At 71.6% G+C, this 19423-nt stretch carries 18 protein-coding genes and 5 pseudogenes; 11 read left to right on the top strand and 12 right to left on the bottom strand.

Features of this window, described 5'->3' with window-relative positions:
* The first annotated feature begins 96 nt into the window (after positions 1–96).
* Complete coding sequence (locus tag ACFU5F_RS34375; protein ID WP_383895995.1) at positions 97–1302, top strand: MFS transporter; 1206 nt, start codon at positions 97–99, stop codon at positions 1300–1302.
* Positions 1303–1597: 295 nt separating this feature from the next.
* On the opposite strand, the gene ACFU5F_RS34370 is transcribed toward ACFU5F_RS34375, so the two are convergent.
* Positions 1598–2512 carry an ADP-ribosylglycohydrolase family protein gene (locus ACFU5F_RS34370; RefSeq protein WP_383895983.1) on the bottom strand — a complete coding sequence of 305 codons (915 nt, stop codon included), beginning with the start codon at positions 2510–2512 and terminating at the stop codon, positions 1598–1600.
* A gap of 120 nt (positions 2513–2632) precedes the next feature.
* On the opposite strand from ACFU5F_RS34370, the pseudogene ACFU5F_RS34365 reads away from it, so the two are divergent.
* From ACFU5F_RS34365 to ACFU5F_RS34355, 3 genes and pseudogenes are all read left to right on the top strand, one after another.
* Positions 2633–3193, top strand: a pseudogene (locus ACFU5F_RS34365) (ABC transporter permease); the annotation flags it as partial.
* Positions 3194–3592: 399 nt separating this feature from the next.
* A complete protein-coding gene (locus ACFU5F_RS34360) occupies positions 3593–4429 on the top strand; it encodes a class I SAM-dependent methyltransferase (RefSeq protein WP_383895993.1) in 837 nt (278 codons plus the stop codon).
* 29 nt (positions 4430–4458) lie between these two features.
* Positions 4459–4775 (top strand): annotated as a pseudogene (locus tag ACFU5F_RS34355) (DUF1684 domain-containing protein); the annotation flags it as partial.
* Between the two features lie 13 nt (positions 4776–4788).
* On the opposite strand, the gene ACFU5F_RS34350 reads toward ACFU5F_RS34355, so the two are convergent.
* Together ACFU5F_RS34350 and ACFU5F_RS34345 are read right to left on the bottom strand one after the other, a co-directional pair.
* Entirely contained in the window at positions 4789–5487 is a 699-nt protein-coding gene (locus ACFU5F_RS34350; protein WP_383895980.1) for a hypothetical protein, read from the bottom strand.
* Between the two features lie 124 nt (positions 5488–5611).
* The gene (locus ACFU5F_RS34345) at positions 5612–6073 is read right to left on the bottom strand and encodes a VOC family protein (protein WP_383895977.1); all 462 of its coding nucleotides are present in this window, start codon (positions 6071–6073) and stop codon (positions 5612–5614) included.
* A 260-nt stretch (positions 6074–6333) separates the two neighbouring features.
* Here ACFU5F_RS34345 and ACFU5F_RS34340 point away from each other — a divergent pair, with 260 nt between their 5' ends.
* Positions 6334–7128: a hypothetical protein gene (locus ACFU5F_RS34340; protein ID WP_383895974.1), complete on the top strand. Its 795-nt coding sequence runs from the start codon at positions 6334–6336 to the stop codon at positions 7126–7128.
* 14 nt (positions 7129–7142) lie between these two features.
* Here the strand turns inward: ACFU5F_RS34340 and ACFU5F_RS34335 are convergent, their stop codons facing one another.
* From ACFU5F_RS34335 to ACFU5F_RS34325, 3 genes are all read right to left on the bottom strand, one after another.
* Positions 7143–7856, bottom strand: coding sequence for a GntR family transcriptional regulator (locus tag ACFU5F_RS34335; protein ID WP_383895971.1), 714 nt, complete (start codon positions 7854–7856; stop codon positions 7143–7145).
* 45 nt (positions 7857–7901) lie between these two features.
* A complete protein-coding gene (locus ACFU5F_RS34330) occupies positions 7902–8687 on the bottom strand; it encodes an aspartate/glutamate racemase family protein (protein ID WP_383895968.1) in 786 nt (261 codons plus the stop codon).
* 589 nt (positions 8688–9276) lie between these two features.
* A complete protein-coding gene (locus ACFU5F_RS34325) occupies positions 9277–9513 on the bottom strand; it encodes an alpha-L-rhamnosidase N-terminal domain-containing protein (protein WP_383895991.1) in 237 nt (78 codons plus the stop codon).
* A gap of 251 nt (positions 9514–9764) precedes the next feature.
* Between ACFU5F_RS34325 and ACFU5F_RS34320 the strand changes: the two genes are divergently transcribed.
* The 3 genes and pseudogenes from ACFU5F_RS34320 to ACFU5F_RS34310 all read left to right on the top strand — a co-directional run.
* A complete protein-coding gene (locus ACFU5F_RS34320; RefSeq protein ID WP_383895965.1) occupies positions 9765–10259 on the top strand; it encodes a MarR family winged helix-turn-helix transcriptional regulator in 495 nt (164 codons plus the stop codon).
* A 194-nt stretch (positions 10260–10453) separates the two neighbouring features.
* Positions 10454–11025 (top strand): annotated as a pseudogene (locus ACFU5F_RS34315) (DsbA family protein); the annotation flags it as partial.
* Positions 11017–11340, top strand: a pseudogene (locus ACFU5F_RS34310) (nuclear transport factor 2 family protein); the annotation flags it as partial. The pseudogenes ACFU5F_RS34315 and ACFU5F_RS34310, both read left to right, overlap by 9 nt.
* 128 nt (positions 11341–11468) lie before the next feature.
* Here ACFU5F_RS34310 and ACFU5F_RS34305 read toward each other — a convergent pair.
* Positions 11469–11687, bottom strand: a complete 219-nt coding sequence (locus ACFU5F_RS34305; protein WP_383895963.1) for a hypothetical protein — start codon at positions 11685–11687, stop codon at positions 11469–11471.
* A 104-nt stretch (positions 11688–11791) separates the two neighbouring features.
* On the opposite strand from ACFU5F_RS34305, the gene ACFU5F_RS34300 reads away from it, so the two are divergent.
* Positions 11792–12307: a hypothetical protein gene (locus tag ACFU5F_RS34300; RefSeq protein WP_383895988.1), complete on the top strand. Its 516-nt coding sequence runs from the start codon at positions 11792–11794 to the stop codon at positions 12305–12307.
* A 36-nt stretch (positions 12308–12343) separates the two neighbouring features.
* Here the strand turns inward: ACFU5F_RS34300 and ACFU5F_RS34295 are convergent, their stop codons facing one another.
* Together ACFU5F_RS34295 and ACFU5F_RS34290 are read right to left on the bottom strand one after the other, a co-directional pair.
* A complete protein-coding gene (locus ACFU5F_RS34295) occupies positions 12344–13867 on the bottom strand; it encodes a glycoside hydrolase family 43 protein (RefSeq protein ID WP_383895960.1) in 1524 nt (507 codons plus the stop codon).
* Between the two features lie 98 nt (positions 13868–13965).
* Positions 13966–15075, bottom strand: a complete 1110-nt coding sequence (locus ACFU5F_RS34290; RefSeq protein ID WP_383895957.1) for a LacI family DNA-binding transcriptional regulator — start codon at positions 15073–15075, stop codon at positions 13966–13968.
* 251 nt (positions 15076–15326) lie between these two features.
* Here ACFU5F_RS34290 and ACFU5F_RS34285 point away from each other — a divergent pair.
* Positions 15327–15671: pseudogene (locus ACFU5F_RS34285) on the top strand (DNA alkylation repair protein); the annotation flags it as partial.
* Positions 15672–15704: 33 nt separating this feature from the next.
* Here the strand turns inward: ACFU5F_RS34285 and ACFU5F_RS34280 are convergent.
* The 3 genes from ACFU5F_RS34280 to ACFU5F_RS34270 all read right to left on the bottom strand — a co-directional run bounded on the left by ACFU5F_RS34280 (position 15705) and on the right by ACFU5F_RS34270 (position 17382).
* A complete protein-coding gene (locus tag ACFU5F_RS34280; protein WP_383895954.1) occupies positions 15705–16097 on the bottom strand; it encodes a VOC family protein in 393 nt (130 codons plus the stop codon).
* Positions 16094–16396, bottom strand: coding sequence for an ArsR/SmtB family transcription factor (locus ACFU5F_RS34275; protein ID WP_383895952.1), 303 nt, complete (start codon positions 16394–16396; stop codon positions 16094–16096). Before ACFU5F_RS34275 ends, ACFU5F_RS34280 begins: the two co-directional genes overlap by 4 nt.
* Before the next feature lie 80 nt (positions 16397–16476).
* On the bottom strand, positions 16477–17382 hold the full coding sequence (locus ACFU5F_RS34270; protein WP_383895950.1) for an amidohydrolase family protein: 906 nt from the start codon (positions 17380–17382) through the stop codon (positions 16477–16479).
* Between the two features lie 699 nt (positions 17383–18081).
* Here ACFU5F_RS34270 and ACFU5F_RS34265 point away from each other — a divergent pair.
* Positions 18082–19329: a DUF4157 domain-containing protein gene (locus ACFU5F_RS34265; protein WP_383895948.1), complete on the top strand. Its 1248-nt coding sequence runs from the start codon at positions 18082–18084 to the stop codon at positions 19327–19329.
* The last annotated feature ends 94 nt before the right edge of the window (positions 19330–19423 follow it).

The raw sequence follows: 19423 nt of genomic DNA, 5'->3' as shown, positions 1-19423 counted from the left end.
ATCAGCGCGCGTTCGTGCTCGCGGCGGGCGGCGGGCGGCGGGCGGCGGGCGGCGGGCGGCGGGCGGCGGGCGGCGGGCGAGGTTACCTTCTGCGGTATGGACGGTGATCCCGGGCGCTGGCGCCGGTGCCTGCTCGGCGGCGCGGTGTTCGCCGTATGCATGGCCGGTACGACCCTGCCGACCCCCCTCTACGGCCTCTACCAGGACAAGTTCGGTTTCTCCGAGCTGACGGTCACCGTGGTCTACGCCGTCTACGCCTTCGGTGTCATCGGGGTGCTGCTGCTCGCGGGCAACGCCTCGGACTCGGTGGGCAGGCGGCCCGTGCTGTGGTGGGGCCTGGGCTTCGCGGCCGCGAGCGCCGTCTGCTTCCTCTGCGCGACCGCTCTCGGCTGGCTGTACGCGGGACGCCTGCTGTCGGGGCTGTCCGCCGGTCTGTTCACCGGGGCCGCCACGGCCTACGTGATGGAACTGGCGCCGCCCGGCGGTGCCTCGCGGGCCACGTTCGTGGCCACCGCCGCGAACATGGGCGGGCTGGGCTGCGGCCCGCTGCTCGCCGGGGTGCTCGCGCAGTACGCCGACCAGCCGCTGTACCTGCCCTTCGCCGTCCACCTCACCCTGGTCGCCTGCTCGGCCCTCGTCCTGCTGAAGCTCCCGGAAACCGTACGGCAGCGCCGGCCGCTGAGAACCGTACGACCGCAACGCCCCAGCCTGCCCCCTCGGGTGCGGGCGGTGTTCGGGCCCGCGGCCGCCGCCTCCTTCGTGGGGTTCGCGCTGTTCGGGGTCTTCACCTCGGTCAGCCCGGCCTTCCTCGCCCAGTCCCTGGACGTCCACGACCACGCGGTGAGCGGCCTGGTCGTCGCGCTCGCCTTCTTCGCCTCCACCGCCGGTCAGCTCGCCGTCGGCCGGGTCGGCACGCGCCGGTCACTGCCGCTGGGGTGCGCCGGTCTCCTGGCCGGACTGGCACTGCTGGCCGGGGCTCTGCGGTGGGAGTTGCTGGCCCTGGTGGTGCTGAGTGCCGTCGTCGGCGGGGTGGGTCAGGGGCTGGCGTTTCGCGGAGCGCTCTCCGCCGTGGCGGCGGCGTCCGAGGCGGACCGGCGGGCGGCCGTGATATCGGCGTTGTTCGTGGTGGCCTACACGGGTATCTCGGTGCCGGTCATCGGCGTGGGACTCCTGGCGGAGCCGCTCGGTCTGGAGGGCGCCGGGCTGGTGTTCATCGCGTGCATGGCACTGCTGGTGTCGGTCGCGGGCGCCTACCTGCTGCGGCAGCCGGTGCCGGCGACGACGGCCGACGGCATGCACTGACGGTGTAGCGCCGGGGGATGGTCGCCCCGGCGGCGGTTCCGTGAAGGGTTCAGTGGACTGCTCGGTGGCTGGCGGCCCAGTGCTCGCCGACGTGTGGCGCCCGCCGCGAGCTCGCGGGGCACGGGGCGACAGCGGCCACGGCCGGGGCCCCGGCCGTGGCCGGAGGGCCGGAGGGCCGTCGCACAGCTACCGGACCTTGTGCGTCCCGTCCAGCAGTTGTGCCGTCGCCGGTGGTGCTATCGGCGACGGCCCGCCTCCGGCCGACTCGTCCCCGCCCGGGCGGCGCCGTCCCGGATCACTCGGGCGCTTGCCAGCCGCTCCAGCCGGGAATGTCCTCGCGGGCCTCGTGCCATGCCGGAGGAAGCCCGGCCGTGCCGGTGCGGGACGCGACGACGCCGCCCGCGATCGCGCAGGTGGTGTCGCGGTCGCCCCACCCCGCGACGGTCTGCCACAGTGCCTCGCCCAGGTCGTCGAGATGGCCCGCGGCGGACCACAGGGCGAACGGAACCGTGTCCGGTGCCGAGATCAGCGTCCCCGAGCCCAGGACGGACGCCGCGTGGCGAACCGACGTACGGGCGGTGAAGTTCGCGGCGACCAGCAGGCGGGAGCGGACGTCGCCCTCCGGTACGTGGTCGGCGACCTCCCGCAGGAACTCGGAGCGCGGCGGGGCGTCCGAGCCGTCATCGGTGGCCGCCAGTGCCGCGGCGACCGCTACGGCCACGGCGCCGGCGACCGCCTCGGGGTGGGCGTGCGTGGTCAGCGCGGACAGCCGGGCCTGCTCGACGACGGTCGGCAGATCGTCCCGGAACCACGCCCCGAGCGGGGCGACCCGCATCGCGGCACCGTTTCCGTAGGAGCCCTGTCCGGCGAACTGCGCCGTGGTGACGGCTCGCCAGTCCCCGTCCTCGCGGATGCTCCGGAGCACACCGTGCATCGACGGGCCGTACTTGCGGCCGGGGTCCCTGGCGTACTCGGCGGCGAACTCCCCCGCCAGGACGTCCGGCCGGACCTCGCCGTGGGTCGTCAGATGGGCGAACAGGACGAAGGCCATGGCGGAGTCGTCCGTCCACGGCCACGGCTTCGGGCGCGATTCCCGCGCGGCCCACAGTTCCTCGGGGTTCTCGTCGGAGCGCGTGAACCAGCTGTCGCCGAAGGCATCGCCCATCACGAGGCCGTCCAGGGCGGCATGGGCGTGCTGCGGACCGATCATCGGACAACTCCTCCAGGGGATGGGGTGGCCCGCGCATTCTTCCCGTGGACCGACCGCGACCGCGACCGCATCGTCGACCGGACGGCCGGACCTCGACGGTCGGAACCGGAGTGAGGAGCAGTGCACGTGCGCCGCTACCCCTCCCTCACCCTGAACGTCCTGCTCACGCCGATCATGCTGCTCCTGCTCTTCGTCTACATCTTCGGCGACGTGATGAGCGCCGGCATCGGCGGCGCCGACCGCTCCGACTACATCGCCTACCTCGTGCCGGGCGTGCTGTTGATGACCCTCGGCAGCAGCACGATCGGCACCGCGGTCTCCGTGTCCATGGACATGACGGAGGGCATCATCGCCCGCTTCCGCACCCTGGCGATCCACCGCGGCTCCGTCCTCATCGGGCACGTTGTCGGCAGCGTGCTGCAGTCCCTCGCCGGCGTGGTGCTCGTGGGTGTGGTCGGCGTGGCCATCGGCTTCCGGTCCACGGACGCGACGGCCCTGGAGTGGCTGGCGGCGTTCGGACTGCTCGCGCTGTTCGCCGTGGCGCTCACCTGGATCGCGGTCGGGATGGGCCTGTCCAGCCCGAACGTCGAGGCGGCCAGCAACAACACACTGCCGCTGATCTTCCTGCCGCTGATCTCCAGCACCTTCGTGCCGATCGACGCGATGCCGGGCTGGTTCCAGTCTGGTCGAAGTCGGTCTTCGACCGCGACCCGAGGTAACCGGAACGCCCACACACCTGTTCTCCCGCAGTCCGTCCCGCCCGGGGGCGGCGCACTCCGGCACATGGTCGGTGCGCGCCGCCCCGACGGCGTTCCTCCCGTCACGGGACCGGCGACCCGCGATCCGCGACCGTTGATCTCGCGCGCCGATCGGCTCAGGCACGGCGCGCCTCGGGCGAGCGGGCCGCGGCAGGGGGAGGATCGGTGGGGCCGGGGTCCGGAGGAGGGCCGCCCGGCACTCCCCCACCGCGTGAAGAGGTCCGGCCATGAGAGCGTTCCACGCCCCGCTGTTCCCGTCCTCTGCCGACCGGGCACCGGGGCTGGGCAGGGACCGCATCCGTTCCCTCACGGGAGGCACCAGGTGACCGGCACCGCGGCGGGGGACGCCCAGGACGGTGGCCGTTACGGCGAGGCCGTCTTCCGTCCGGAACAGGCGGGTGAGGATGAGCGCATCGACTTCGGCGCGCTCGCCTATGACGACGTCACCATGGCGCGGCTGCGGGCCCTCGGGGCCGGTCCGGGGTGGCGGTGCCTCGACGTGGGCGCCGGCACGGGCACCGTCTCCCGGCGACTGCTGGAGGAGTCCGGAGTGACGAGTGTGCTCGCGGTGGACCGCGACGTACGCTTCCTCGGCGCGCGGCCCGTACCCGGGCTGGACGTGCTGGAGGCAGATGTCACCGCCCCGGACTTCGCCCCCGGCCAGTTCCAACTCGTCCACGCGCGCTTCGTGCTGATGCACCTGCCCGAGCGCGACCGTGTGATCGCGGCGCTGGCCGAACTGGTCACGCCCGGCGGTGTGCTGGTGCTCAGCGACGCGGTCGACCTGACGAGCGACCGGACGCCCGGGACGCCGTACACCACGGTCATGCGAGCGATGTGGCAGGGGCTGCGGGCGACCATCGGCACCGATGTCTCCTGGGTGCCTGCGTACCCACACCTGCTCCGTACGGCGGGGCTCACGTCCGTCGCCGCCGAGATCCATGTGCCGCCGCTGGTGCCGGGCAGTGCCATCAGCCGCTTCTGGGCGGACACTTGGGAGCGGAGCAGAGCGGCGATGCTCGCCACCGGCCTGGTCGACGACGCGGCTGTCGACGCGGCCGTCCGGTACCTGGACTCCGACGCGTGTGCCGCGCTGTCGGCCGGCATGCTCACTGTCTGGGGACGGAAGCCGGGAAGCCGTGACGTGCGGTGGGCCTGACGATCAGGCGGCGTGGAGACGGCGGCTCCGACGCACGGGCCGGCGACTCGGTGACCCGGCGGCCCGAGCACAACCCCTGCGCGGTGAGCGGCCGTTGCACCGCCTTCGACGCACCGCGGCCGACGACCGTGGGCGCGGTGGTCGAAGACTTGAGCATGTGTGCGACGCCCCTGGCCGGATCGAGGCGAGCTGGAGGGAGGCCACCTGGCACTCACCGTGTTTCCCCGCCCAATCTGCCGTGCGCCTGCACCGACCTGGCCACCTGCCCGCTGCCGCCGGCCGAGAACCGGCTGCCCGTGGCGATCGAGGCAGGGCGGAAGATCCCCTCGAGCGCGGCGGTTCCTGAGTGCCGGGTGCTTCTACGACGGCGCCGATCGGCGCTCGCCTCGTCGCCCCGGCCGTCTGAAGTGGGCATAGGGCGGATACGGTTTGAAGCAGACCAGCAGCTCGAGGGGGTGCCCGCCGCCGGGTGGCTGGACCAGTGTGGGGAGCGCCGTCATGAAGGCCGAGTGGCCCTTGACGACGCCTTTCTGACGCGGCCCCCAGCCCGCCGCGAGGGCGAGGGACATGGCGGCCGAGGCGAACACGTCCCGGTTGCCGAACAGGAAGAAGGTCCGGGCATGGGTGGCGTGCCGCAAGTCGCCGCGGCCGTCGGTCCGTTCGTGGCGTTCGCGCCAAGAGGTGGAGTCCCGGTCGGTGCGTGCCTCGTCGGTGCGGACGGTGAGGGGGGTGCCGCCGACCAGATTGCGTCGCAGTGCGGGCCATCGGCTGGGACGCAGCCCGAGGGTGTGGTGGGCCAGTACCAGGTCGACCAGCTCGCCCACGCCCTCGTCGGGCGGCACGCTGTCGCGCAGGGGGACGTGGACGATCGTGTGCCGGGAGTAGGCGGCGAAGGAGAACAGGCCCGCCAGCCGGTTCAGTCCGTCGTGGTCCCCGAGCAGCGTGCCGATGGGTTCGGGGGCGCGCAGCGAGGTGTGGCGCAGCGGCTGTCCGGGTTGGACGACACGGTGCTCGTGGGGCCCGGTACGAAGCCGGAACTGACGCAGCCTCAGCCGCATGCGTGGTACCTCATGCCCTCAGCATCGCGGCGGGTGAGTCCCGTCGGCAACGGAGATTCACCCGCCCACCGGCGTCTCGCCGGCCCGTCCCTGTGCGCCCGGCGCCAGGGGAGCCGCCGCCCCCTCAGTCGGGCATGGCCTCCCTGGCGCGCCTCTCCATCTCCTCCGGTGGGATGTCCTCCACATGTGTCGCGACATGCCACCGGTGGCCGAAGGGGTCCTCGAACTGCCCGACCCGGTCGCCGTAGAACTCGTCCTTGACCGCGTTCACCTCGGTGGCGCCTCTGGCGAGGGCCTCGGCGAAGACCGCGTCCACATCCTCGACGTACACATACAGGTGCACCGGTGTGCCGCCGAGCGACCTGGGCCCGCGGAAGCCCAGCTCCGGGAACTCGTCCGCGAGCATGACGACCGAGTTGCCGATCTGCAGTTCGGCGTGGTGGACCTTGCCGTCCGGTGAAGCCATCCTCATGCGTTCCGTGGCGCCCAGGACAGCGACATAGAAGTCGACGCCCGCCGCCGCCCCGTCCACACAGATGTACGGCGTGACGCGCGGGTCGTCCTCCGAGAAGGGCTCTGTGCTCACAGTCCACCGCCTTCCGACAGGTGACGGCCGTCGGCCGAGACACATGACAAGCCTGGCACTCATCGGCGAACCACGCAGCCAGACGGGTGTCCGCACACCCCACCCCCCTCCACGAGGCGGCTGCGGCCTGCGGGTGGCACGGACAGAAAAGACATCAAGCACCCCCTCTTCGTAGGAATCAGTGCGGACACATGGGTGACGGACAGGAAAGGGTGAGTAACATCCGCACACAGCACATTCATTTGTCGGGAGGGACTGCCATGACCGAAACGCCTTCGGAGACGACGGATCTCAAGGCGCAGTACACCGCCCAGGTCGCCGCCGACCTCGAACGGAACGCCAAGGAACAGGAGCGTCTCCAGGGAGAGATCGAGGCCCTGCAGGAGCAGCTCCAGAATCTGCGACAGGACCACAGTGTGTTGGCGAACGTGCAGCAGGCACTCGGCTTCGTGACACCTGAGCCCGCTCCCGCGGCCGAAGAGGTCGTCACGGCTCCCGTTCCCCGGCAGAAGACCGCGGCCACCCCGCGGGCCACCAAGCGGACGCGGGCGAAGAAGGCGGAGACGGCCGCTCCCCCGCGGAGCGCCGAGCAGGCGAAGAAGCCCGCCGCCACCAAGACCACGGCTTCCAAGACCACGGAACCCAAGACCACGGCGTCCAAGACCGCGGCATCCAAGCCGGCCACCACCAAGAAGGGCACCGCCAAGACCACGGCGCCCAAGCCCGCAGGCAAGACCACGGCATCCAAGACCACGGCTGCCAAGTCCTCGGCCCCGAAGAAGGATCAGCCCACCCTCGTCGAGCTCATCCGCCTGCACCTCACCGAGCAGAGTGAGCCGCGTTCCGCCGCCGAGGTCGCCGCCGCGCTCACCCAGGCGCACCCCGACCGCCGTATCCAGACCAATGTCGTCCGCACCACGCTCGAGGGGCTCGTCGCCAAGAGCAACGCCCAGCGCAGCCGGCAGGGGTCGTCCGTCTACTACACCGCTCCCGACGCACCGGAGCCCACCGTGCCGTCGCAGGCTGCGGCGGAGCCCGCACAGGCGAACGGCTGAGCGCTCGACAGAGGTCAGCCGGCGGAACGGCGGCCGGTGTTCAGGTCGGCGGCCGCCTCGGCGAACTGGTTGGTGTCGAAAAGCTGGTTGATGTGGCCGCCCAATTCGGACCAGTGGCGTCCGGAGAGTTCGGCGGCGGAACGGGCGTCTCCGTCAGCACACACGTCGATGAGTTCGTCGTGGTGCTCGATGGTGTTGCGACCGCCGAGCAGGGTGGAGAACTTGCGGTAGAGGATGCGGTGGATCTGCGGGTGGAGCTGCTCGACGATCCGGCTGAGGACGGGGTTGTCGGCGGCCTCGATGGGGACGGCGTGGAAACGGTCGTCCGCGTCCAGTGCCGCACTCGTGTCGTTGGCGGCCACAGCCCGTTCGAAGTCACGGTTGGCCTCACGCATGCGCCGGAAGTCGTGTTCGGTCATGACCGGAACGGCGGTCTCGATGGCGAGTCGGTCCAGAGAGCGCAGGACCGCGAGGGTCTTCTCGGCATCGCGGCGGTTGAGGGTGGTGATGCGGGTGTAGACGCCCGGCTTCGCCTCGACCAGGCCGATGTCGGCGAGCCGGGCGAGCGCCTCGCGCACCGGGGTACGGCTGAGGCCGAGGCGCTCGGCGAGCTCACCGTCCCTGACCTTCTCGCCGGGGACGAGTTCGCCGCGCACGATCGAGTCGCGCAGGCGATGAAACACCTCGTCACTCAGGAGGCGACGGGACACGGGGCGGTCAAGTGACATATTGCGTACAGTACATCGCCGGCTCCGGGGCGAGCCGAGGGCTGCTCACTCCTCCGGTACGGCTCCGCCTCCGTCCGCGGGCCGGTGGACCAGGGCGCGGCGGACCAGGGCGCGGCGGACCAGGGCCCGGGCCAGGACGAGCGCCGGGTCGACGAGAGGAACGTCCACGGCATCCGGAGGAAGCCCGAGGGGTACCTCGGTGCAGCCGGCGATCACCGCCTGGGCGCCCCGGCCGGTGAGGCCACGGGCGGCACGGGCCAGGCGCGCGGCCGTCGCGGCGTCGTGGGCGCCGGCCTTCACCGCGCGGACGGCGGTCATGACCTCACGTTCCTGACTGTCGGCGTCCGGCAGGAGCAGGCGGATGCCGAAGCGGTCCAGCCACTCCTGGTAGAGGCCCGCGCGGACGGTTCCGGTGGTGGCGAGCAGCCCGACGGTACGCACGCGCGGGCTCCGCCTGGTCAGGTGCCGGGCCACTTCTCCGATCATGTGGACGATGGGCAGTCCGACAAGGCCGGCGATGCGCGGGACGAACGCGTGCGCGGTGTTGCACGGGATGGCGATGACGGTGGCACCCGCCTCGCGCAGGACACGGCCGCCGTCGAGCAGCCAGGGGGTGGGGTCGGGGCCATGGCCCAGCAGGGCCTCGGTGCGGTCGGGGATGGTGGGGTCGGACCAGATGACCGTACGGAGATGGTCCTGGTCGCTGGAGCCCGGGGTCTCCGCGACGAGCTTGGTGTAGAAGTCGGCGGTGGCCGCCGGGCCCATGCCGCCCAGGATGCCGATGACCTCGGTGGTGCGAGGGACGTTCGGGGCGTCGGTGCGGGTGGTCACGGTGCGAGTTCCTTCTGCGGGGCCTCGGTCTCTGGTTCGGCCGGGGTGCCGGGGATCGTCCGGCCGGCGCGTTTGGACTCGCGTCGGTTCTCGGAGCTGTCGACGGGTGCAATATATTGCGTTCTGCGTGTTGGCGGGTAACACTGATGCCGGAAGCCGCGGCCTGTCAAGGGGCCCGCACGGACGAGGAGCACCGGATGGCACCGACCACGTGCATCGAGCACGACCTGGTGGGGGGGACGAGGAGGTCCCCGCGGACGCCTCCAAGCTCGCTGAACCACCTGCGCGCCGCGTGCGACGCCCTCGCCACCCGCCGTGTGCCGGGTATCACCGCAAACCGCGCCCACCCGCACGACAGCGTCCACCGTTCCATCGGTCTCGTGACCACGCTCGCCCCGCACATCGGCTACGCCGCCTCGACGGCTCTGGCCCGCCGGGAGCGGACCGTCGAGCCGCAGCAGGGGCCAGCCGGCGGAGTTCTGCCCGAAGTCGAAGACCCACACCCCCGGGCGAGGCTGGGCCAGGGAGACCGGGAGGAGCCGGTCGACCACCTGCAGCGGCTCGGCCACGCGCCACACCAGCTCGGTGGTCAGGTTGGGCGGCGGGGGCCGACACCGGCGTCGGTCCACCCCATGGCGGTGCCGTCCCGTCGCCGCGACCTCCCGCCGAGGTCGGCGCCGGGGGCGGTCCAGGCCGGCTGTTCGCGGCGGGCGTCGTGGTCGGAGCCGGAGTACCAGTTCGCGTTGACGGTCGGGCCGAGCGCAGTCCTCCAGGTGCGGTCGCTGACGGCGGTCTCGACCGTGCCGTCGGCCCTGGTGAGCTCCAGACGGGCGATCAGCCGCGGGGTGACCGCGGCGCCCGCGCTCGGATCGGGGCGAGGTCCAGGGTGCCCCGACCCGGCTGGCTCGGCCTGCTAAGGACCTTCATTGCCGCCGGCCGCTGTTCCGGGCGAACGGCGGCAACGACAGCGGCTCCTTGCGCGACCTCTCCGCGCGCGGTCCGGCCGACCGCCGTCTCCCTCGGCGGGGGCAAGATCGGTACGGTGGCGGACAGGACCAGGAGAGGGGCGCAGCGGCCGTGAGCGAGCAGGCAGGCATCAGGACGGCCAAGGACGCCGCCGACCACGAGCTCGTGCTCGCGTTCGGGCGGCTGCAGGGGGCAGCCAACCGGCTGGAGTACATCCTCGGGCGGGCACTGGAGGTGGAGTGCGGCGTGAGCCATCTGATGTTCGAGGTGCTGCTGATCCTCGGACGGGCGGGTGAGCCAGGGCTGTCCATGCGGGCCATCGCCCAGGAGCAGGTCCTCACCTCCGGCGGGGCCACCCGGCTGGTGGACCGCATGGAGGTGGCCGGGCTCGTGACCCGGCAGGAGTCCCCCACCGACCGGCGTGGAAAGCTGGTCCGGCTGACCGCGCTGGGCGAGGAGACGACGGTGCGCGCCGCCCGGGTCCACGTCGAGAACATCAAGGAGTACTTCCTCGGCCCCCTCCCGGAGGCGGACCGCGAGCGGTTCACCGAGGACCTTCGCATCCTCAGCCACACGGCCCGGGACGTCCTGCCCCGGCTGCCTTGACCCGGGCGCGGCCTCCGGCGCGCCGTTTCCGGCCCGACGTCACGACCCGACCGTCACAACCCCGGCGTCCACCCTCGAGCCATGAGCACATGTGACCCACTGCACACACTGGCGAAATACCTGACACGTCAGTTACTGTTCTGTCAGATGATCGCCCACGCCGGGCGGGCCGTCACAAGCCTGTTGAGGTCATGGTGAAGCCGGTCTACGTTTTCGACGCCTACTGCGGCTGGTCCCACGGATTCTCCACCACCCTCCGCGAGGTGGCCTCCCGCCACCTAGAGCTGCCGGTGGAGGTGGTCTCCGGCGGCCTGTTCACCGGGTCGCGCCGGGTACCGATCCGTGAGTTCGGCTATATCCAGGGCGCGAACGCGCAGATCACCGAGCTGACCGGCGCCGAGTTCGGCGAGGGGTACCAGCGCTGATCGCCGACGGTTCGTTCGTCATGGACTCCGAGGCCGCGGCCCGCGGCGTCGCCGCGCTGCGCCAGGTCGCCCCCGACCGGGCCGCCGCCCTGGCCACGGAGGTACAGCACGCCTTCTACACCGACGGCCACAGCCTGTCGGACCCGGACACCTACCGTGCGGTCGCGGAGGCCGCCGGTCTGGACGCCGAGGCCGTCGTGGTCGCGTTCGAGTCGCCCGACGCGCGGGCCGCCGCCCGGGCCGACTTCCGCCGCACGACGGAACTGGGTGTCACCGGCTTCCCCACCCTGCTCGCCGTCGAAGGCGACTCCGCCGTCCCGCTGGCCTACGGCCGCGCCACCCTCGCCCCGGACGTGGAGTGGACGGAGATGGCCGGCTTCCCCCTGGCCGGCACCTACCGCACCCCCGACGGCGTCACCTCGAACGTGATGGAGCAGCTCGGCAAGGACTGGGACGGCTGGACGGCCCACGACGACACCTACGTCGTCGACGGCGAGAACGTCGTCGTCCTGGCCCGCTACACCGCCGTCAACAAGGCCACCGGCAAGCCGATCGACGTCCGGGTCGCACACCACTTCGTCGTACGCGGCGGCCTCATCGTCCGCTTCGAACAGTTCGTCGACACCGCCCTCGTCCGCGACGCGGCGGCGCCCTGAGCGGACCCGGCCGAGGCTCTCCCCCGCCCGGCGGGACCGAAACGGCCGTGCCCCGCTCCTCCCGATGAACCCACCCGCCCCGCGACCGCGCGGGGCGGGTGGTCGGCGTGGCGCGCGGGCCCCTTCCGTCATTCCCCCAGCAGCCGTCGCAGCCACCGCAGGCGGGCCTCCCGGGCGTAGGCCGACAGGGCCGCCTGGGGCACCAGGCCGTCGAAGCGGACGGCGACCCTGGTCGGGGTGGCGGTGGCCGTGCTCGTGTACGCCTTCGTGGGCATGACCCTGGGCGTGCCCGCCGGCTGTCTGCGGGGCTGGACCGACCGGGTCATCGTCGCCGTGCTGGACGTCATGCTCTCGGTCCCGACGGTCATCATCACGCTCGCCGTCTCGCGATCTTCTACCAGAGCAATGTCGCCGCCATCTCGGCTTCTTCGCCTCCGCGGGCCTCGCCCGGATCATCCGCAGCACCTGTCTGGCACTGCGCCAGGAGCTGGTCGTGGACGCCGCGCGAGTGTCCGGACTCGGCCCGGTCCGGATCATGGCACGTCATATCCTCCCCCGCCTGACCGGGCGGCTGCCGGTGCCGGTCTTCCTCTTCTCCGGTTACGCCCTCGCCATCCAGACCGGCCTCGGCTTCCTCGGCCTCGCCACTCCGGCGCCCGCCCCGAGCTGGGGCGGCATGGTCGGGGAGGCCGCACAGATCATGCGGCAGATCCCCTACCTGCTGTTCGTCTCCGGTGGCGTGATCGGCCTGATGTCGCTGTCGTTCGGCCTGGTCGGCGGCGGTCTGCGCGACCTCGAACAGGACCGGCGGCGGGTCACCGGCGGCCGGCTGCCGCGGCCCGCGCCGACCGCCCCGGACACCGCGGAACCGCCGACCGGTGCGCTGCTCGCCGTCCGCGACTACTCCATCGCCTTCGCCACGCCACAGGGACCACGCACCGTCGTCGACTCCATCGGCTTGAGGTGAAGGCGACCGCGTGAGGGCGGGTGCGGGCCCGGTTCCTCAGCCCTCCAGCGGCTCGTGGTCGAACCAGTCGAAGTGCACGGCTCCGGCGGTGGCGAACAGGCCGAGCACCCGGCCCGTGAAGCCGCCGGCGACCTCCGTGGACAGATAGCGGCCGTCCAGCGAGGCCAGTTCGACGAAGGTGCCGTCCTGCTCCTCGAAGCCGAGCGAGACGAAGTCGGGGCCGGTGCGCGCGTCGGTCATGGTGTGCACCGGAGTGGTCTCCACGCGGAGCACCACGGGCCCCGGGGGCACCGGCCGGGATGCCACCACGGTGTGCAACGGGCCGATGCGGGCCCGCACCCGCACCTGCCCGGACGCGATCTCGACGGAGTAGTGGTGGCTCTCGTCGAGGCGGACGGCCAGACCACCGGCCTGCCCCTCCCCCACGTCGGCCAGGGTGCGCACCCGGCACGCCCGGTGCTGCTGGCGCCGGCCCAGGAACGTCACCTCGGCGTCGTCGAGCGACGCTCCGCGGGCACGCAAGGTCAGCCAGCCGGACCGTTCCTTCGTGGTGCAGTCCTCCGGAGGGCGCCGGCGCAGGGAGATCCACTGCGGGGCCAGGTCGGTGACGTCGAAGTCGTCCCGGCGCTCCGGCGGGGCGGCGGGTGGTTCCAGGGGCCAGGGCGGTGCGGGCAGGTCGGTCGACAGTTCGCCCACGACGGGCCAGCCGTCGACCCACTCGACCGGGGCGAGGTAGGTCTCCCTGCCGAGCACGTGCCAGCCGGGGGTGCCGCCGCCCGGCCGTACGCCGAGCAGCACCATCCACCACGAGCCGTCGGGTCCCTGCACGAGGTCGGCATGGCCGGTGTTCTGGATGGGGTGGTCGGTGCCGCGGTGGGTGAGGATCGGGTTCGCCGGGCCGGGTTCGAAGGGGCCGGTGGGTGCGCTGCCGCGGGCGACCGAGACGCCATGGCCGCGCTCGGTGCCGCCCTCGGCGATGAGCAGGTACCAGTGGTCGCCGACGTGGTACAGGTGCGGCGCTTCGGGGGCCTTGGCGCCGGGCGCGCCGGACCACAGCCGGCGGCGTTCGCCGAACGTCTCGCCGGTGTGGGGGTCGAGGCGGATCTGTCCGACTCCGGCGGTGGTGCACCAGCAGGTGCCGTCCTCGTCCCAGGCGAGGTCGGGGTCGATGCCGTGCACGCCGGGCAGCGGGATCGGGTCCGACCAGGGGCCGGCCGGGTCGGTGGCCGTGAACAGCAGATTGCCGTCGGCGCTGACGTTGGTGACGATCAGCCAGAACCGGCCGTCGTGGTGGCGCAGGGTGGGTGCGTAGAGCCCCCCGGAGGAGGCCGTGTCCGGTGGCAGGCGCAGTTGGCCCGGGCGGTCGAGCGCATTGCCGATCTGGGTCCAGTGCACCAGGTCGCGGCTGTGGAAGAGGGGGATGCCGGGGAAGTACTCGAAGCTGGAGCACGCGAGGTAGTAGTCGTCGCCCGCCCGGCAGATGGACGGGTCGGGGTGGAAGCCGGGGATCACCGGGTTGCTGATGGTGCGCCCCGTCTCGGACACGCTCGTCACCCTCATCGGGTCCTTTCGCCGTCGAGAAAGTTTCTCCATCTGGGACAGATACTTTCTCGATCAGGCTAGCCAGGGGGTGTCCTGACGGTCAATGAGCCCGAGTGTCAGCCCTTGGGCGGAGCCGTGCTGGAGCGGACCGTCAGGGTCGTCGCGATCTCCAGGCCGGCCTGCGGCGCGGGCTCGCCACGGCCGAGGGTGAGCGCCAGTTCGGTCGCCGCCACGGCCATCTCGGTGAGGGGCTGGTGAACAGTGGTCAGGGGCGGGTCCACCCAGGCCACGACCGGCAGGTCGTCGAAGCCGACGACGCTCAGGTCGTCGGGGATGCGCAGGCCGGCCTCACGGGCGGCCTGGTAGACGCCGAGCGCCTGGAGGTCGTTGGCGGCGAAGACGGCGGTCGGGCGCTGCGGCAGCTCCAGCAGGGAACGTGCCGCCTCGTAGCCGTCCGCGCTGGTGAGCGGTGCGTACACGATGAGTTCCGGCTCGACCGGCAGACCGGCCGATCCCAGCGCGGAGCGGTATCCGTCCAGCCGGGCGCTGCAGTACAGCTGGTCCGGCGGGCCGCTGATCATGGCGATGCGGCGGTGTCCGAGCTGGGTGAGGTGGCGGGTCGCTGCCCGGCCGCCGGACCAGTTGGTGGCCCCCACGAACGGGACGTCGTCGGGGAGTTCGGTCGCCGGGTCGACGACGACGAACGGGATGCCCTTCGCCCTCAGCTGCTCCCGCTCGGCCTCGGAGAGCTGGGCCACCGACAGGACGCAGTTCGGCCGCCGGGAGACGGTGTCGTCCCAGGTGAGCGGGTCCGTGTCATGCAGTCCGAACTCGGACACCATGACGCCGACGCGGTGTTGGCGGGCCACTCGCTCGACGCCCCGGATGATCTCGACGGCCCACATGTGCTTCAGCTCGCGGAAGACCAGCTCCACCACGTTGCTCCGGCCGGCGCCGGATGGCTTGCGGTACCCGTAGCGGTTGACCAGCTCCTCGACGCGGGCGCGGGTATCGGCGGAGACGCCGGACTTGCCGTTGATCACCTTGGACACGGTGGGGACCGAGACCCCCGCCGACTCGGCGATGAACGCGATCGTGACCGGCCGGGAGGTGTCGTCCCCCGCACCGTCGCTGACCGCCGGCCGGTCGGCCGCTCCGGTCGCCTCGTCCGCGTCGTCCGCCAAGGCAGTCCGCCCTTCTCGTGTTTCGTGAACGTGCGCGTCCATTCTGGCATCCCGATACCGCCGCACCTGTGGCCTCTGACACGTCCTCATGTTAATTTCTCCGCCGCACAGAGCGAAACTTTCTCCATCCGAGTCGTATCTCTGTCGGCCACCGGTCGGCTCCACGTGTCGCACACCCCCAACCGAAGGTGCGCATGATGACGAGAAGACTCGCAAGGGACGTGACCGGTACGCCCGCCTGAGGGCCGACGCCGAGCGGCCGGGCCCCGGCCGCTCGGTCCGGCACCGGTAGGCACGCCGAGGAGCTCCGTGTGGCCTGGGCGGCCGATCCGGACCCCGTGGCCGCGAGTGCCGGCTGGGCGCTGACCACCGAACGGGGGACGAAGAGGCCGGAGGGTCTCGACCTCCCCGTGATGCTGGATCGAGGCGCGGATGAAGGACGCACCGGACCGCCTGCAATGGGCGATGAACCGCTGTCCGGCCCGGATCGGCATCGACCACGCCGAGCACCGCGCCCGTGCGATCGACATCGGTGAGCGTCTGGGGTGCTCAGGGACTACCCGACCTCCCCCGGCTGCACGTCCCCGTACGCGCCGGCCTGGATCGCCGAGATGGTGCGGCGGCAGCGGGCGGGGTAGCAACGGGCGCCCGGGCTCGCACCCCGCCGGCCTCTACTGGGGCTGAGTCGCGATCTGGATCAGGTTGCCGCAGGTGTCGTCGAGGACGGCGGTGGTGACGGGGCCCATCTCCAGGGGCTCCTGGGTGAAGCGCACCCCGAGGCCGCGCAGACGCTCGTACTCCGCCCGTACGTCGTCGACGGCGAACTGGGCGAGGGGGATGCCGTCCCCGACGAGCGCGTCGCGGTAGGGCCGGACGGCAGGATGACCGGCGGGCTCCAGGAGGAGTTCGGTGCCGTCGGGCTCGTCCCGCGAGACGACGGTCAGCCAGCGGTCCTTCTCGCCCAGCGGGACGTCGTGCTTCTTCACGAAGCCGAGGATCTCGGTGTAGAAGTGTTCGGCCTTGGCCTGGTCGTCGACGAAGACACTGGTCAGACGGATTTTCATGAGGTGCTCTCCTGCGGTCCGGAGGGGTCGGGCACGGGCCACCGCTCGGTGATCTGCCGCAGCGGGCCCGTGTTCAGGTCGTGGAACTTGTAGCGGCCCTCCCGCCGGGTCCCGACGAGCCCGGCGGCCTCCAGCACGGCGAGGTGCTGGGAGACCGCCTGGCGCGAGATGCCGAGCCCGTGCTTCATGGTCAGCCGCGAACAGATCTCGAACAGCGTCTGCCCGGACTGCTCGGCGAGCTCGTCGAGGATGGTCCGGCGGGTGGGGTCGGCCAGGGCTTTGAACAGGTCGTCGGCCACACCCCCACCATAGGCAAGCAGCCACTTGCCTATCAAGTCCCGGCGCGCCCCGTTCCGATACACCCCCGCCGCACCGCGGGTCACAGCCCGAACAGCTCCGCCGCGTTGTCGTGGCACACCGCCCGCAGCCAGCGCTCCCCCAGGCCCAGGCGCTCCAGGGCGTGGAGCTGGTGGAGGTAGGGGTAGGGGATGTTGGGGAAGTCGGAGCCGAGGAGGACCCGGTCGCCGAGGGCGGCCAGCCGTGGCAGGGCCCGGCGGGGGAACGGCATGAACCCCTCGCTGAAGTCGGTGAACGCCATCGTCGTGTCGAACCGCACCTCCGCGTACCGCTCGGCGAGGCCGAAGAACTCCTCGTACTCGGGCATGCCCATGTGCGCGACGACCAGCCGCAGCCGGGGATGGCGTGCCAGCACCCGCGCGATCGGCTCCGGGCCGGTGTACGTGCCGGGCGCGGGCCCGGAGCCGCAGTGGACGACCACGGGGACACCGGCCTCGGCCAGCAACCCCCATGCCGGGTCCAGGAGTTCGTCGGCCGGGTCGTACGCCCCCACCTGTACGTGCGCCTTGAAGACGCGCGCGCCCTCTTCGACGGCCTCCCGGACGTACGCCGCGACGTCCGGCTCGGGGTAGAGCGTGGCGGTGTGCAGACAGCCAGGGGTGCGGCGGGCGAAGCCGGCCGCCCAGCCGTTCAGCCAGCGGGCCATGCCCGGCTTGTGCGGGTAGAGCATCGAGGTGAACGCCCGCACGCCGAAGTCCCGGAGCAGGTCCGCCCGTTCCGCCTCCTCCTGGCGGTACGTGATCGGCCACTCCATACCGCCGGTCAGCGGTCCGAGCGCGTCGAAGTACGCCCACACCTTGCGCAGGACGCGCTCGGGCATGAAGTGCGTGTGGACGTCGACCAGACCGGACAGGCCGAGCGACTCCGAGAAGCGGCGGACCTCTCCGGCCTCCTCGCCCAGGGGCACCTCACGGGGATGATCATTCATGCCGTCCACGATCGGCTCCAGCACGGTGACAGGTCCACCACCGCGCACGGGCGATCCGTGAGGCATCCGTCACCCTGCCGTTGTCGCCGCGGCGGCTACGGATTGCCCGCCACCGGCTGCACCTCCTCGACGTACAGCCGGAAGACCAGACGGAAAGAGCCGTTCAGTCTTTCCCTCGGCGACACCGACATCACACCGAGGCTGATCCACAGGTCTTGAGCATTGCGCCCTCCCGCCGATCCCGGATCGTTCGCAGAACCAGTTCTCACTCAAAGCGGGACGGCCCCCCTTCTGAGACCTGTACAGCGCGAGAATCCGGGCCCATGACGGTCCCTCAGCCCCTACTTCGCACCGATGCGTCGCGGCCTGACCGACGGTGACAACGACGGCGAGCGGGTCCGGCAGACCTCACCGCCCTGCTGCTGCGCCGACCCGCCGCTGCCCCTTGGGGCACGCCAAGTCTGCCCCTGCGGCTCTGGGAACGTGATCTCCACCGTGCCACCCTGCATGATCGGTTCGCCTGTGAGTGTCGGAGGATGACGGATGTCGAAGGCTCAGGCCGAGAACGCCACGACACGGAAGGAGCAGGAGAAGCGTCAGGCGCGGGCGACTCGCGCTCCCGCCGTGCCGCCGCTGCTCTCCCTCCAGAGGAGCGCCGGAAACGCGGCGGTCGTCCAGATGCTGCGGCAGGCCGGGCACATGGCGGCGCAGGACCGGCACGAGCACAACGCCGGATGCGGGCACGAGCCGGTACGGCGCTCCTCGGACGACGCCGTCGTCGCGCGCGCCGTGACAGAGGACGAGCAGGTGGAGGACACCAGCCCGGAAAGGCAGAGCGCCCTGCTGGACGCCGCGCTGAAGTCACCGAGTCAGGCGCTGCCCTCGTCGGTGGTGGCGAAGGCGGGGGCGTTCTTCCAGAACGACCGGCTGTCCGCCACCCGCGTCCACCGCGGCGAGGTGGCGCAACGGGCCACGACGGCGATGGGGGCGGAGGCCATGACCATCGGCCACCACGTCTTCCTCTCCGCCAGGGCGGCGGGCGACGAGCGGCTGATCGGCCACGAGCTCAGTCACGTCGACAAGAACCTCAAGGGTGTGCCGGAGACGGGCCACAGCAACGGCGCGGGAGTCACCGTCACCGATCCGGGGCAGAGCTCGGAACGGGCGGCCGAGGCCGACGGGCACGCCTACGCCTCGGGCGTGACGACCGCGCCCTCCGCCATCGTCCACCGCAGTGCCGTGAGTGCGGCGGGCGGGCCGGTGCAGCGCATGACGCAGGACGAGGAGGACAGGCCGGGCTGGGGACGGGTCGCTCTCCAGGACCAGCCTCCGGGGCCGAGCGAGGAGGATTACATCGCGCGGCTGCCGGAGGACAGCGAGGAGGAAGTTCTCCTGAAGCGAGGCGTGACGCCCACGCAGAAGAAACACATGGAGCGGGACTTCATGAGGCACAGCTTCGTCAGCTTCTCCAAAATGCTCCAAGTGCCCGACGAGAATGCCACGGCGCCCGATCGGGAGCACATCCACAGCTACACGAGCGGGCACCGCAATGACGATTCGGCCAAACTGGTCGAATTCTCCTCCAATCCCGGAATAGCCTCCATCTTCGGCTCGGAAGCCCGTTTCGGGTACGTCCTCACGGTGAAGATCAAGCGGAAATACCTCCGCAAGGGGTCCAGCGGCTCCGAGAAGGGCTGGATCGCCCAGCAGGGCGCGCCCTTCAGCATCGTCTCGGTCGAAGAGAAGGACAGCGTCAAGGGCGGCGACGCGGTCCCGCTGACCGACGCGGAGTTCCGCGAGGTGGTCAAGAAGGAGGAGATGGCCGAGTTCCTGCTCAATTTCGCCAATCCGGCATTCATGGGGCAGCACATGGCGCAATTCGCGGGCACGGAAAAAGTGAAAGAGGCCAAGAGGATCGCCGAAATGAAGAAGCAGTTCCAGGACTGACCTCGGTTCTTCGGTGAAGTTCGGTCGTTGAGCGGCCTGGCGGTTCGCCCGGAACGTCCCTCATCGCGTGAGGGCGGGCCGTCGCGTGTCGCTG

Source organism: Streptomyces sp. NPDC057438, from assembly GCF_042802995.1.
Taxonomy (GTDB): domain Bacteria; phylum Actinomycetota; class Actinomycetes; order Streptomycetales; family Streptomycetaceae; genus Streptomyces.
Note: the sequence above shows the minus strand (reverse complement) of the source record. Positions and strands in the feature narration are given on the sequence as shown.

Bases quoted from the DNA above. Each gene is read 5' to 3' on its own strand.
- ACFU5F_RS34270 (WP_383895950.1), bottom strand. From the start codon at position 17,382: ATGAATGATCATCCCCGTGAGGTGCCCCTGGGCGAGGAGGCCGGAGAG.
- ACFU5F_RS34305 (WP_383895963.1), bottom strand. From the start codon at position 11,687: ATGACGTCCAGCACGGCGACGATGACCCGGTCGGTCCAGCCCCGCAGA.
- ACFU5F_RS34335 (WP_383895971.1), bottom strand. From the start codon at position 7,856: ATGTCACTTGACCGCCCCGTGTCCCGTCGCCTCCTGAGTGACGAGGTG.
- ACFU5F_RS34295 (WP_383895960.1), bottom strand. From the start codon at position 13,867: ATGAGGGTGACGAGCGTGTCCGAGACGGGGCGCACCATCAGCAACCCG.
- ACFU5F_RS34265 (WP_383895948.1), top strand. From the start codon at position 18,082: ATGGCGGCGCAGGACCGGCACGAGCACAACGCCGGATGCGGGCACGAG.
- ACFU5F_RS34375 (WP_383895995.1), top strand. From the start codon at position 97: ATGGACGGTGATCCCGGGCGCTGGCGCCGGTGCCTGCTCGGCGGCGCG.
- ACFU5F_RS34370 (WP_383895983.1), bottom strand. From the start codon at position 2,512: ATGATCGGTCCGCAGCACGCCCATGCCGCCCTGGACGGCCTCGTGATG.
- ACFU5F_RS34340 (WP_383895974.1), top strand. From the start codon at position 6,334: ATGACCGAAACGCCTTCGGAGACGACGGATCTCAAGGCGCAGTACACC.
- ACFU5F_RS34290 (WP_383895957.1), bottom strand. From the start codon at position 15,075: ATGGACGCGCACGTTCACGAAACACGAGAAGGGCGGACTGCCTTGGCG.
- ACFU5F_RS34280 (WP_383895954.1), bottom strand. From the start codon at position 16,097: ATGAAAATCCGTCTGACCAGTGTCTTCGTCGACGACCAGGCCAAGGCC.
- ACFU5F_RS34350 (WP_383895980.1), bottom strand. From the start codon at position 5,487: ATGCGGCTGAGGCTGCGTCAGTTCCGGCTTCGTACCGGGCCCCACGAG.